Source organism: Burkholderia sp. HI4860 (assembly GCF_002223045.2).
In the GTDB taxonomy this organism is placed as follows: domain Bacteria; phylum Pseudomonadota; class Gammaproteobacteria; order Burkholderiales; family Burkholderiaceae; genus Burkholderia.
The window spans coordinates 151,958-164,616 of record NZ_NKFO02000001.1 but is presented as its reverse complement, the minus strand read 5'-3'; the positions used below and the strand labels follow the sequence as shown (position 1 = coordinate 164,616).

15 protein-coding genes are annotated in these 12,659 nt (G+C 68.7%); 5 read left to right on the top strand and 10 right to left on the bottom strand.

The window, feature by feature from the left end:
• Positions 1-39 precede the first annotated feature (39 nt).
• A complete protein-coding gene (locus CFB34_RS00775) occupies positions 40-549 on the top strand; it encodes an N-acetyltransferase (RefSeq protein WP_089443192.1) in 510 nt (169 codons plus the stop codon).
• A gap of 16 nt (positions 550-565) precedes the next feature.
• On the opposite strand, the gene CFB34_RS00770 is transcribed toward CFB34_RS00775, so the two are convergent.
• The 3 genes from CFB34_RS00770 to CFB34_RS00765 form a co-directional block, all read right to left on the bottom strand.
• Entirely contained in the window at positions 566-1,519 is a 954-nt protein-coding gene (locus tag CFB34_RS00770; protein ID WP_089443191.1) for a leucyl aminopeptidase, read from the bottom strand.
• Positions 1,520-1,577: 58 nt separating this feature from the next.
• The gene (locus tag CFB34_RS38985) at positions 1,578-1,700 is read right to left on the bottom strand and encodes a hypothetical protein (protein ID WP_006766865.1); all 123 of its coding nucleotides are present in this window, start codon (positions 1,698-1,700) and stop codon (positions 1,578-1,580) included.
• A 365-nt stretch (positions 1,701-2,065) separates the two neighbouring features.
• Positions 2,066-2,521 carry an Lrp/AsnC family transcriptional regulator gene (locus tag CFB34_RS00765; protein ID WP_089443190.1) on the bottom strand — a complete coding sequence of 152 codons (456 nt, stop codon included), beginning with the start codon at positions 2,519-2,521 and terminating at the stop codon, positions 2,066-2,068.
• A gap of 117 nt (positions 2,522-2,638) precedes the next feature.
• Here CFB34_RS00765 and CFB34_RS00760 point away from each other — a divergent pair, with 117 nt between their 5' ends.
• Both CFB34_RS00760 and CFB34_RS00755 read left to right on the top strand, forming a co-directional pair.
• Entirely contained in the window at positions 2,639-3,184 is a 546-nt protein-coding gene (locus tag CFB34_RS00760; RefSeq protein ID WP_089443189.1) for an alpha/beta hydrolase, read from the top strand.
• A gap of 226 nt (positions 3,185-3,410) precedes the next feature.
• On the top strand, positions 3,411-4,679 hold the full coding sequence (locus CFB34_RS00755; RefSeq protein ID WP_089443188.1) for a YbfB/YjiJ family MFS transporter: 1,269 nt from the start codon (positions 3,411-3,413) through the stop codon (positions 4,677-4,679).
• A 20-nt stretch (positions 4,680-4,699) separates the two neighbouring features.
• On the opposite strand, the gene hpaC is transcribed toward CFB34_RS00755, so the two are convergent.
• Positions 4,700-5,245, bottom strand: coding sequence for a 4-hydroxyphenylacetate 3-monooxygenase, reductase component (gene hpaC / locus CFB34_RS00750; protein WP_069252858.1), 546 nt, complete (start codon positions 5,243-5,245; stop codon positions 4,700-4,702).
• Positions 5,246-5,598: 353 nt separating this feature from the next.
• Here hpaC and CFB34_RS00745 point away from each other — a divergent pair, with 353 nt between their 5' ends.
• Complete coding sequence (locus CFB34_RS00745; RefSeq protein ID WP_089443187.1) at positions 5,599-6,231, top strand: response regulator; 633 nt, start codon at positions 5,599-5,601, stop codon at positions 6,229-6,231.
• Positions 6,232-6,277: 46 nt separating this feature from the next.
• On the opposite strand, the gene CFB34_RS00740 is transcribed toward CFB34_RS00745, so the two are convergent.
• The 5 genes from CFB34_RS00740 to CFB34_RS00720 all read right to left on the bottom strand — a co-directional run bounded on the left by CFB34_RS00740 (position 6,278) and on the right by CFB34_RS00720 (position 10,439).
• A complete protein-coding gene (locus CFB34_RS00740; RefSeq protein WP_089443186.1) occupies positions 6,278-7,021 on the bottom strand; it encodes an SDR family oxidoreductase in 744 nt (247 codons plus the stop codon).
• Positions 7,022-7,080: 59 nt separating this feature from the next.
• Positions 7,081-8,205, bottom strand: a complete 1,125-nt coding sequence (locus CFB34_RS00735; protein WP_089443185.1) for an amidase — start codon at positions 8,203-8,205, stop codon at positions 7,081-7,083.
• A gap of 38 nt (positions 8,206-8,243) precedes the next feature.
• The gene (locus CFB34_RS00730) at positions 8,244-8,765 is read right to left on the bottom strand and encodes a nuclear transport factor 2 family protein (protein ID WP_089443184.1); all 522 of its coding nucleotides are present in this window, start codon (positions 8,763-8,765) and stop codon (positions 8,244-8,246) included.
• An 8-nt stretch (positions 8,766-8,773) separates the two neighbouring features.
• The gene (locus tag CFB34_RS00725; RefSeq protein WP_011356094.1) at positions 8,774-9,151 is read right to left on the bottom strand and encodes a hypothetical protein; all 378 of its coding nucleotides are present in this window, start codon (positions 9,149-9,151) and stop codon (positions 8,774-8,776) included.
• A 94-nt stretch (positions 9,152-9,245) separates the two neighbouring features.
• Positions 9,246-10,439, bottom strand: coding sequence for an acyl-CoA dehydrogenase family protein (locus tag CFB34_RS00720; protein WP_089443183.1), 1,194 nt, complete (start codon positions 10,437-10,439; stop codon positions 9,246-9,248).
• 144 nt (positions 10,440-10,583) lie between these two features.
• Between CFB34_RS00720 and CFB34_RS00715 the strand changes: the two genes are divergently transcribed.
• Positions 10,584-12,152 (top strand): ATP-binding protein, encoded by a 1,569-nt coding sequence (locus tag CFB34_RS00715; RefSeq protein ID WP_089443182.1) that lies wholly within the window; start codon positions 10,584-10,586, stop codon positions 12,150-12,152.
• A gap of 74 nt (positions 12,153-12,226) precedes the next feature.
• On the opposite strand, the gene CFB34_RS00710 is transcribed toward CFB34_RS00715, so the two are convergent.
• Positions 12,227-12,613, bottom strand: coding sequence for a tautomerase family protein (locus tag CFB34_RS00710; RefSeq protein WP_089443181.1), 387 nt, complete (start codon positions 12,611-12,613; stop codon positions 12,227-12,229).
• Positions 12,614-12,659 lie beyond the last annotated feature (46 nt).

The following is a 12,659-nucleotide window of genomic DNA, read 5'->3' as shown; positions in this document are numbered from 1 at the left end:
TGGCATGCCTGCCGACATTCCCATCACGAGAGACTCCGCATGATCGCGATTCGCCCGATGACCGACGACGATTTCCCGCGCTTCTGGCCGACTTATCGCGCGATCGTCGCCGCTCAGGAAACCTATGCATTCGATGCGACGCCGACCCAGGAAGCGGCGCGCGCACTGTGGCTCGATGCGCCGCTGTGCACGTGGATCGCCGAAGAGGACGGCGTGCTCCTGGGCTCGTACTACCTGAAGGCGAACGCCGGCGGCCCCGGCAATCACGTGAGCAACTGCGGCTACATGGTGAGCGAGGCCGCGCGCGGCCGCGGCGTCGCGCGCCTGATGTGCGAGCACTCGCAGCAGGTCGCACGCGAGCGCGGTTTCCTCGCGATGCAGTTCAACTCGGTGGTGTCGACCAACGAAGTGGCGGTCGCGCTGTGGCAGAAGCTGGGATTTGAAATCGTCGGCCGCCTGCCGCGTGCGTATCGCCACGCGCGGCTCGGTTTCGTCGACAGCCTCGTGATGGTCAAGTGGCTCGGCGACCCGGCGGCCGCCGAAGCCTGAGCACGCAGCCGTATCGTCAGACGGCGAACGCGCCGTCGAACACGATCCGCTCGTCGAGCGCGAGCGTGCCGCGCGCGAAGATCAGGTCGAGATGGTGGCTGCCGTTTTCGCCGCCGCCGAGCCCGAGGTGCAGGCCCGGATGGCGTTCCTCGAACCCCGCGTTGCGGCCGTACAGCCCGCGAATCCCGAGGTTCGTGCCGATGCCGAATTCCTCGATCCGCCGGTGATTCCGATGCCGGTCGAGATAGGTCGAGAAGTCGCGCCGAAAACCTTCGTTATCCGTATCGAACCCGACGATCGTACTGTTCTCGACGCGCAGCGTAGCCAGTTGCTCGGCCACCTTGTACTTGATCGCGAACGGCACGGTGCCGAGAAACGTGCCGCTGAAGACGACCGTGCCGTTGAGGTCGGTGACGTGCGTCGCGATCTCGCCGGGCACGACGTCGAGGTTGCCCATGCCGTCTACGCTCGTCCATTTCTGGTCCGGCGCGAGCGAGCCCGTCAGCGTGTTGCCGGCTTCATCGATGAAGCGGATCTGTGATGCGCGTGCGGCTGCGTCGATCAGCCGGCCGTTGCGTGCGGCGATGTCGTCGAGCGATTCGGCGAACGCCTCGTCGAGATGCGGGCCGTAATCCTTGAACAGCACCGACTTGCTCCAGTGCTCGACGATCGCGGGGCGGATCGCGGCGAGGAACGGCGGCCCGCTCGGCGACGGCGTCGGCAGGCACGACGAGTCGTACAGCAGCACGAACAGATCGGCGCGATCGAGCGCGGCGGCGATATCGGCGGGTGGGGTGCTTTCGAGGCAGAGCGTGGTCGCGTCGAGCGAATCGGGGAGGGCGGAAAACGCGCGCAACGCGATGTCGCGGTTGCGGGTGTCATGGCCGACCAGCAGTTTTCCCGACTCGCCGCGCGCCAGCTTGTCGCGCAGCGCAGGGTGGAAGCCCAGCGCGCGATGCAGGTTCAGCATGCGTGTCTCCGGAAGCGGCGGAAGGGCCGCGGCCCTTCCGCAAGAACGGGTGGCCCGCTCAGACCGGCCAGAGCGCGGTGCCGAACGGCACTACGGCGTCCTCGACCATCATGTCGACGGCCTCGGGGTGCGTGTCTTCCTGCATCCAGTCAAGCAATTCGATCTGCTGAGTGTCCTGCATGTCAATTCTCCTGTGGTGAACATGAGTGATTCAACATGAAAGCGCGGCAAAAAAGTTGCCACTCCTCATCACGCATTTCGTGAATGCGCGACGAGTGGCGTTGATATTAGTCTGACGAATTTGCGAATGCAATGCGTTGCAAGGTTTTTAGCCGAAGCGTGCTAAACACGGGGGATTGGCGGGGCGCGTGACGTAAAACACGGATAAAGCGAATGACGGATTCGATGTCATTTTTTCAATGACGGGAATTCCGAGCGTTGTATTGCATTCGGCGATTTTTCATTGGGAATTCAATCGCCGCAACCCTGCGTGCGCGCGAACGCGTCGCCGGTCATCGGCGGCGCGTCAGCGGCCCGCTGCGCGTGTCAACCGAGCAGCGCCTTGCCGAGCGGCTTGGCCGGCTCGGAGCGCAGCACCAGCGACGTCGTGACCGCGCCGAAGCGGGCGATCGCATCGATGATGGTTTCGAGTTGTCCCGGTGTCGGCACCAGGACCTTCAGCAAGAAGCAATCCTCGCCGGTCATCCGGTGGACCTCGATGACGTGCGGCATCTCGGCGAACGCGCGCAGCGCAGGCTTGATGTGTTCATGCGTGGTTTTCAACCGGATGATGGCCATCATCCCCAACCCGAGCGCAGCCGGATCGATCCGCGCGCCGTAGCCCGAGATGATGCCGCGCTCTTCCAGCCGCTTGACGCGCTCCGACGTGGCCGGCTGCGACAGGCCGATGCGGCGGCCCACTTCCGACAGCGGCATCCGTGCATTTTCCTGCAGCGCCTCGAGGATCGACAGATCCAGGCGATCGAGCTCTCCGTTCGACATGTCCGCTTTTCCGCTCCGTTAATTCATCGGCATATTGTCTCAATATCCGATGATTTGCCATTCCCGGCCGGTTTCCGGCAGGCCAGACTGCGAGCTCGCTTATTCATGGAGACGGAGATGGACCAGACGATCGTGATCGTGCCGGGGATCGGCAACTCGGGACCGGATCATTGGCAGAGCTACTGGGAGGCTGCGCTGCCGGGCGCCGTGCGCATCGCGCCGGCGTCATGGGATGCGCCTGACCTGCGCGACTGGATGGCGGCGCTCGATGAAGCCGTTGCGCAAGCCGCGTCGCCGCCGGTGGTGATCTGTCATTCGCTGGGGTGCCTGCTGTTCGCGCATTGGCGGGCGGCGTCGGCGCGCGTCGTGCGCGGTGCGTGGCTCGTGGCGGTGCCCGATCCGGGCGGCCCGCGTTTTCCGGCTGCGGCCCGTGCGTTCGCGGATGTGCCGGACGGCGATTTCGGCGGCTTGCCGGTGCTGGCGATCGCCAGTTCGGACGATGGGTACGACCCGTCCGGGCGCGGCATGGCGTGGGCGAAAGCGCGCGGCGCGACGCCGTTGCTGCTCGGCCCGCGCGGCCATCTGAATACGGAAGCGGGATTGGCGGAATGGCCCGAGGGACGCGCGTTGTTCACGGCTTTCATGGCGGGATTGCGGGGGTAGCGCGGGCAGGCGGCCGACGTACTTTCGCGACGGCTTGCGGCGGGCAATGCGTGGACGATCCGGCTGCGGTGGCCGGGTTCCTGCCGCCAACGCATGCCGGCCCGCGACGGCTCAAGTATGATCTTCCGACAGAATCGGAAGCCTCGACAGTCGGGATGGACGCGTGCGGAACACCGGTGCCGCCGTCACGACTGGCCGCGGCTTCGAACGACCAAGGAGACACGCGATGCGCGCAGCGCCGCAACCGGAGCAGGCCGGCCCGTCGCGGCCTGGCACCGGCGCGACCAGCACCTTCCCCGAACGTGACCCCGATCGCATCGCCGCGTGGCGGCTCGCGATCTGCCTGTCGCTCGGCAGCGCGATCGCGCTCGGCCTCGCGCGCTTTTCGTATGCGCTGCTGCTGCCGCCGATGAAGGCCGATCTCGGCTGGACGTTCGCGCAGGCCGGCGCGCTGAACACGGCGAACGCGGCCGGCTACCTGGTCGGAGCGCTCGCGTTTCCGTGGCTGTCGCGGCGCTGGAGAGCCGGCTCGCTGCTGGCGGCCGGATGCGTGCTGACTGCGCTGTTGATGGCCGCATGTGGGCTCACGTCCGGCATGCATGCGCTGCTCGTGCAGCGGCTCGCGACCGGCGTCGGCAGCGCGCTGATCTTCATCAGCGGCGGCGTGCTGGCCGCGCGGCTCGCATCGGCGTCGCCACGCGATGCGGGCTTGCTGCTCGGCCTCTACTACGGTGGCACCGGGTGGGGCATCGTCGCATCGTCACTGCTCGTGCCGGCGACGCTTTCACACGGCGTACACGGCTGGCAACCCGCGTGGTTCGCGCTCGCGTTCGCATGCGTGCTGTTCTCGGTGGTGGCCGTGTCGGCCGCGCGGCGCATCGAGCGCATGCACGCGGCACCGACAGCGCCGCGCGGCGGTGCAGCGCCGGCCGCGACCGCGAGCCCCGCGCGCTTCGCGCTCGCGCTGGCCGGCTACGGCCTGTTCGGCGTCGGTTACATCGGCTACATGACGTTCATCGTCGCGCTGCTGCGCGGCGCGGGGATGAGCGGCACGGTGGTCGCCGCGTTCTACGTGATGCTCGGCGTGGCGACCGTCGTGTCGGCGCGGCTGTGGTCGGGGCTGCTCGACCGGATGCGCGGCGGCCAGGCGCTCGCCGTGCTCAACGCGCTGCTCGGCATCGCGACGCTGATGCCGGCGATGTTCGTGCATCCGGTGGCCGCGTTCGCGTCGGGCGTGCTGTTCGGCGCGACGTTCCTGTCGGCCGTCGCATCGACGACGGCCTTCGTGCGCCACAACCTGCCGCCGCACGGCTGGGCGAAGGGGATCAGCGCGTTCACGACGGTCTTCGCGTTCGGGCAGATCGCCGGGCCGGTCGCGATCGGCTGGGTGTCGGATAGCGCGGGGCTCGCGCGCGGACTCGTGTATTCGGCGCTGACGCTGTTCGCGGGCGCCGCGCTCGCGGCCAGTCAGCGCGCGTTGCGGGCCGCCGAGTAATCATCCGCTGAACGTGCCATTCACCGCACGCACGCCGTGCGCGACACGCGATGAAACGCACGGCTGAAGTAGATCAGGCTGTCGCCGTCGTCGCGCACGCGGATCGACGTCGCCTCGATGAACATCACCGAATGCGAGCCGACTTCCTTCATGTCGGCGATCGTGCCCTGCAGGCTCGCGAGCGCGTCGCGCAGCACGGGCACGTCCTGTTCGCCGCGATCCCACACGGGCAGGTCGAAGCGCCGTTCCATCGGCAGGTCGGTGAGCCCCGCGAAATGCCGCGCGAGTTGCTCGTGTTCGGCCGGCAGCACGTTGATGCAGACGTGGCGGTTGCGTTCGAACGTCGCCCGCATCGCGCTCGACCGGTTGAGACACACGAGCAGCGTCGGCGGCGTGTCGGTGACGGAGCACACGGCGCTCGCGGTGATGCCGCAGCGGCCGTGCGGCCCGGCGGTGGTGATCACGTTGACGGCCGCGCCGAGGTGGGCCATCGCTTGCCGGAAGGCCTTCTGCGCGTCGCTCGGCTCGACGCGTGCCGGTCGCTGGATATCGGTCGTGGAAGACATGGGCGCTCCTGGTTGGACGAAAGCGGCGATCGCTTGGCGCTACCGGTGCAGCGCCGGTTCGCCGACGATGACCCAAGCGTACGACGCGAAAATGCCGGCGACCATTCGCACGATTGACGATGGAGATGGCGTTCTCGCCAACGCGTCTAAAGGTTCTACCTAGATGCGCGGCACCCCGCGCGAAAAAAAACGAGAATGTGCGTTCGTGCGGCCCGTGAAGGGGTTTTCAGCGGGTTTTCGGCTCGTTATGATGTGCCGCACACCCCCAGCGAACGACGCGCGCGACGCGCCGGCACCCGGCCCCGTATGCGGCGCGTGCGATACCGATACCGATATTCAGTGAGACACCCGCGATGACGTCACCCGCACCGATCGTATACATCGTCGACGACGACAACGGCATGCGGAGCTCGCTCGCGTGGCTGCTCGAATCGGTCGGCATCGCGTCCGAAGGGTTCGCGAACGCCGCCGATTTTCTCGCGCGCTTCGACGTGAACCTCCCTGCATGCCTGGTGCTCGACGTGCGGATGCCGGAGAAGAGCGGCTTCGACGTGCAGGCGGAACTGAACGCGCGCGGCGCGACGCTGCCGGTGATCTTCGTCAGCGGGCACGGCGATATCCCGATGTCCGTGCGCGCGCTGCAGAACGGCGCGATCGATTTCGTCGAGAAACCGTACAACTCGCAACAGATGCTCGAGCGCGTGCAACGCGCGCTGCGGCTCGCGCAGCAGCGGCATGCGGTGAGCCAGCGTCACCGCGAGCTGCGCCAGCGGCTCGATGCGTTGACCGCGCGCGAGAAGGAAGTGCTGCGCGGCGTGGTGGACGGCAAGGGCAGCAAGCAGATCGCGTCGGACCTGTCGATCAGCGTGAAGACCGTCGACGTGCATCGCGCGAGCATCAAGGAGAAGCTCGGCGCGACGTCGATCGCCGCGCTCGTGCGCGACGTGATGGTCGTGTGGGGCGACGACGGGGAAGCGTCGCGATAGGGGCTCGCCGCGGCTTCGGCGAGGCGCCGCACGCAATGCGCGCCGCTCAGCGCATGTACAACCCGCCGTTGATGTCCCAGCACGCGCCGTTCGCGAAATGCGCGTCGCCCGACGCGAGCAGCACGGCGGCATCCGCCACGAAACCGGCCGAGCCGAGCTTGCCGCCCGGCAGGCTCGCGAGCACCTGGCGCAGCTTCTCCGGCGCGACGCTTTCATACACGATCGGCAAATCGAGCGGGCCGGGCGAGATCGCGTTGACGGTCACGCCCTGCGCGGCGAGATCGCGCGCGAACACCTTGGTCAGCGTCAGCGTGCCGCCCTTCGCGGCCGCGTAGTGCGCGCCCGTCGCCGAGCCGCCGTTCTGCCCGGCGAGCGACGCGATGTTGACGATGCGGCCCGCGCCGCGCGTCGCGAAGTACTGGCCGAACACCTGGCAGCCGAACAGCACGCTGCGCAGGTTTACATCGATCACCTGGTCGAACTGCTCGGCCGTGATCTCCATCGCGGGCACGACCTTCGAGGCGCCCGCGTTGTTCACGAGCACGTCGATCGTGCCCCAGCGTGCGACGAGCGCATCGCGCGCGGCTTCGAAATCGCGTTTCGACGTGACGTCGAGCGGCAGCGCGATCGTGCGTTCGCCGCTCGGGTCGAGTTCGCGTGCGTGTGCCTGGATCGCGTCGGCGGCAATATCGGCCAGCGCGACGCGGTAGCCGGCCGCATGAAAACGTTCGGCGATGACGGCGCCGAGCCCGCGCGCGGCGCCGGTGACGAGGACGACTCGGTCTGACATGGTGCGTGTTTCCCTGGTTCGCGAGCGCGCATCCGTCGATGTCGCGCCCGCATCGTGGTTCATGCGGCGAGTGCCGTTTCGAAGTGTGCCGCGATCGCGCAGACGTGTTCGTCCGCGCCCTTGCGCCCGACGATCTGCAGGCCGGCCTTCAGCGGCGAACCGGCGAGTGGCAGCGGCAGGCTGAGCGCCGGATGGCCGCTCAGGTTGAACGGCCGGATCAGCGACGACATCGCGATCACCGATACGCCATCGCGCGCCTGCTGCAGCGTGATCGGCAGCGCGGGCAGCGTCGGCAGCACGAGCACGTCCGCGTGTTCGAGCGCGGCGTCGACCTGTGCGGTGAAGCGTGCACGTACGGCTTCGGCTTCTTGCAATGCCGCGGACGTGGTCGTTGCGGCCGCACGCAATCGGGCATCGAGATCGGCGCCGAGCTTGCCGGTTTCGACGAGATGGCCGAACGCACGCGACGTTTCCGCGTTGATCACCGTGAGCCCGGCGGCAAACGACGCCGGCATGTCGTCGAGCACGACCGCGTGCGCGTGCAGGCCCGATGCGCGTACGGCCGCGTCGAGCGCGGCGGCGATGGCCGGATCGGCGTCGACCGTGACGTGCGCGACCGTGCAGCCTGCCACGGAGGCCGCGGCTTGCGCATGATCGAAGCCCGGTGCGATCGCGGCCATCACCGCAACCAACGTTCGGATGTCGCGTGCGAACGGCCCGACGCAATCGAGTGTGGTGTCGACGGGCGCGACGCCGCGCCGCGATACGCGGCCGAACGTCGGCTTCAGCCCGGCCACGCCGCAGCAGGCCGCCGGCCCGCGAATCGAGCCGCCGGTGTCGGTACCGAGCGCCGCATTGACCGTGCCGAGCCCGACGAGCGAAGCGGAACCGCTCGACGAGCCGCCCGGAATGCGCGCCGCGTCCTGCGGATTGACGGGCGTGCCCGTGTAGTCGTTGATGCCGGTCATGCCGAACGCAAGCTCGTGCATGTTCGCCTTGCCGGCAATCTGCCAGCCCGCGTCGAGCAGCAGGCGGACGACGTCCGCGTGTTGTGTGGCCGGCGGTGCGTCGGCGAGCGCACGGCTCGCCGCGCGGGTCGGATAGCCTGCGATGTCGATCGTGTCCTTGATCGCGATCGTGGGGCCGGGGCCGCCGAGCGTGAAGGTGTCGATGAAGCCTGTCATGGTCGGTATCGTGAGCAAGCGGTGGAAAGGAGCAGGAATCAGGACCGCGGCGCGGCGGCGAGCGGCCACGGGCCGTCGAGTACGCGTTCGGTGCGGAAATGGCGAATCAGCCACGCAGCGCCGTCAGCGGCCGGCGCGAAATCGACGGTCAGCCGCGCGGCGATCAGTTCGGCCGAGCCGTCCGCGTAGCGCGACGCCTGCAGCATGATCCAGCGGCCACGCGCGCTTGCGTTGCCGACGCCGATTTCGATCGACTCCGACGTGAGGAAGTGCAGGTTCGCCGAGAAGTGCGGATTGGGCGGCAGGTAGCGGCCCAGCATCGCGACGATCGCGGCCGTGCCTTCGAGGCGGCCGAACTTTTGCGCGTACTGCGGGCCGATGCCTTCCCACACGGCATCGGGCGTGAACAGCGCGGCGAGCGACGGGCCGTCGCCGGCATCCTCGGGCACGTCGCACAGCGCCATGTAGCGCGTGATCGTCGCGCGTACCGCGCGTTCGGCGTCGAGCGCCGCCACGCGCTGCGCGAGCGTATCGATCAGGCCGGGGGACAGGTCGGTCATCGCGCGCCTCACGCCGCGGGCTTCGCGGCCGGCGGCACCGTCAGCGCACGGCCGACGCGCGCTTCGATCTTGCCGTAGCGCCACAGGTTGTATTCGCCGACCGGCGTCGTGCGATACAGGTTGCACACGGCGACGGTCGTGTCGAAGTCGGCGACGTCGGCCATGATGTAGAAGGTCCACGGCGCGCCGTCGGCCTGGCCGACCACGAGGCGATCGTCGTCCATCACGCCGAGCACGCGCACGCCGGGCATCGCTTCGACGGCGGCGAGCATCGCGCCGTACGCCTGCCACACTTCGCCGATTTTCTCGCGCGGCAGGTCGAAGAAGTTTTGCGACACGCCGCAGCAGAACAGGACGCGCAGCGGCAGCGGATTCGAATCGGACATATCAGGTTCTCCAGAGGAATCGGTGGGGCGCATGAACCGGCCGGCGACGGTGCGTCGGCTTCATGCGCGTTCAAAACAATTCGGTCGATGCAGGTTACAGATAGCCGGGGAACGGCGTGACGCCGGTGAACACCGCGCCGGCGCCGTCGAAGTTGCCTTCGCCGAGAAACGCGTGCTGCGTGACGACCATCGCATCGCGCAGCAGCCGCTGCAGCGGATGCGTGCGATAGATCGCCGCCGTGCCGCCGAGCCGGTACGCGCGTTCGACGACGCTCGCGCCTTCGCGTGCGATCTGCGTGGCCGCGAGCCGCAGCAGGCTGACCTGGTCGGGCGTCACCGGGTTGCCGGCGAGGATCGATTGCCACACGCCGTCGGTTGCGTCGTAGAAGAACGCGCGCGCCGAGCGCAGTTGCGCCTCGGCCTTCGCGAGCTCGATGCGGTAGTACGCGCGATCGGCGAGGCGCGGTGCGCCGGTCGTCGTCTGCCGGCCGCCCGACATCCGGTTCACGACGTCGAGCGCCGCGCGCGCGAGGCCGAGGTTCACGACGGCCAGCACCTGCGCCGCGTACGCGACGGTCGGATAGCGGTACAGCGGCTCGTCGACGGTCGGCTCGCCGCCGCGCACGAAGGTCCACGCTTCAGGCACGAAGCGGTCGTCCACGCGCAGGTCGTGGCTGCCGGTGCCCTGCATGCCGACCACGCTCCAGTTCTCGACGATCTCGACGTCGGCCGCCCGGAACACGGCCGTGCGCGGCTTGTTCGGCGCGGCGTCCTGCGCGCCCGGCACGGCGATGCCGACGCCGAGCCAGTCGGCTCCCTTGCAGCCGCTCGCGAATTTCCACGTGCCGTTCACGCGCCAGCCGCCCGGCGCGGGCTGGGCCGGCTGCACCGGGAACAGGCCGCCCGCGAACACCTGGTCGGGGCCGCTCGCGTACAACTCGGCCTGGGTGTCGAGCGGCAGCGCGGCGAGATACACGTTCGCGGAGCCGAAGCTCGCGACCCACGCGGCCGAGCCGTCGGCGGTCGCGATCCGCTCGATCATGTCGAGGAACGCGGTCGGCGCGAGCGCATCGCCGCCGAACCGGCGCGGCGTGCCCGCGCGATAGATGCCGGCCTGCTTGAACAGCGCGATCACGTCACGCGGCACGTGCGACAGGCGGTCGAATTCTTCGCGGCGCGCGGCGACGGTCTCGATCACGACGTCGAGCGGCGACAGCCGGGCGGCCGGTTCGCTGGCCGCGTGGCGAGCGCCCGGGGCGGTATCGAGGGCAAGGGCGGCGTGGGGCATGCCTGTCTCCTGGGGTGGATGGGGGTTCGAATGCGGGGTGGTCACGACGATGCAAGCAGTCTAGAAACGCCGAAAGCGCGCAGCAATTGGGACGAAAAGCCGCGCGACTGGTGACGTTCCGTGCCGCACTAAAGAAATCTTCAGATGCGGGCGGCGCGCGCCGGTGCTATGTTGGGTTTCCGGCCGCGCGATGCCGCACGGCCTCATCCGAAGCCGATCATGAGTTTTCCCGACGAAGACGATTTCCACCGGCTGCTCGACGCGCTGACGACCTGCGTGCTGCTGCACGACGCGCACACCAAGGCGATCGTGTGGGCGAACCGTGCCGCGTGCATCGCGCTCGGTTTTTCCGTCGAGGAGCTGCTGCCGCTGAAGGCGCCGGACATGACGCGCCCCGAGCCGAAATACCAGCGCGAGATTGCCGTGAGCGCGTGGGATCGCGCGCTCGTCCACGGGCCGCAGGTGTACGAGTGGTGCTACCGGTCGCGCACGGGCGTCGACATGCTGTCCGAGGCGACCGCCACCTACGTGCCGCTGCGCGGGCGCGACGTCGTGATGGTGCAGTTCCGCGACATCAGCGCGGAAGAGGCGGTGCGCCAGCAACTGCGCCGCTACGAGGCGCGGCTGCGCGAATTCATGCAGGACCTCGACGAAGGCATCGCGGTCGTTACGCCGCACGGCGGCGTGCAGTTCATCAGCGAGTCGGGCCGCCGCGTGCTCGGCCTCGCACCCGACGAAGCGCTCGGCGAGGTGCTCGACTACTGCTCCGCGGCCGACCGCGACCGGCTCGTCGCGCAGCTGCGCGATGCGCCGTCCGCGTATCCGTCCGCGCCGCAGCGCTACCGGATCGTGCGGCGCGACGGCTCGCCCTGTTGGCTGCGCATCCTGTGCCGGCAGGTCGAGATCGAGGACGATCTCGACGGCCTGCTCGTGCAGTTCCGCGACGTGAGCGACGAAGTCGCGATCGAGGATGCCCGCCGCGCCGAAGCCCGCATGCTCGAACACGCGGGCCGTTACAACGCGATGGGCGAGATGGCGAGCGTGATCGCGCACGAGCTGAGCCAGCCGCTCGCGGCCGTGCGCAATTTCATCGAAGGCGCGGTGCAGCGGCTGAACGCGCGCGGCGCGATCGACGACGCGATCTGGGGGCTGCGCAGCGCGGACCGGCAGGCCGAGCATGCGGCGCTGATCATCAAGAGCGTGCGCGAGTTCATCGTGAAGCGCGAGCCGGTCGTCGCGCTCGCCGACCTGCGCGACATTCTCGCGGACGTCGCGTATTTCATCGAGCTGCGCGCGAAGGAGGCCGGCGTGACGGTCACGATCGTGCAGGCCGACGCGCCGCTGCCGATCCGCTGCGAGCGCGTGCTGATCGGGCAGGTGATCCTGAATCTCGCGTTCAACGCGATCGAGGCGTTCGCCGGTTGCGAGCGTGTGCCGCGCACGCTGACGCTCGGTACCGCGAACGTCGGCGGAGATGCGGAGTTGCGCGCGATCGACAACGGCCCGGGTATCGCGGCCGATGCGCACGACCGGCTGTTCGACGGCTTCTCGTCGTCGAAGGCCGGTGGGAACGGAATCGGGCTGTCGCTGTGCAAGAGCATCGTCACGCGCCACGGCGGCCGGATCGCTGCGAGCCCGGCCGCTGGCGGCGGGCTCGACTGCCGCGTGACGCTGCCGCTTGTCGCGACGAAGGCTCGGGCGGACGCAACTTAGCAAGGGAATGCTTGATGCCGCGGCCGCCCGGCGGCCGCGGTGCATGAGCGGGCAGGCACGCGCGCAACGCATGATCAGCGCCCGAGCGCCCGTGCGGTTTGCCCGCCGATGCCGAAATCGGTGTTCGGGATGTCCTTGATCATCACGCGGGTGGCTTGCAGCGGTGCGTCGAGCACGCTGGCGCTCGTCTCCGACAGCGCGGCGATTAGTGCACGCTTCTGTTCGTCGGTGCGGCCGGCGATCAGGATCGCGACGATCACGGGCAGCAATGGTGGTGCGCCGTCGGCGGCGCTGCGGCCGCCGAGGCCGATGTGCGTCGCCGGCAATTCGGTCAGCAACACGCGCACCGAATCGATCGGTGCGCCGATCGATTCGACGGTCGCACCGGTCAGCCGCGCGATCAGTTCGGCCTTGCGGGCGTCGTCATGGCCGGCCGGCAGGAAAACTTCGAGTGTGGGCATGGTCGTCGGGAAAGGTGAAGGTGACCGGCTCACCGTTGCGCTGGCG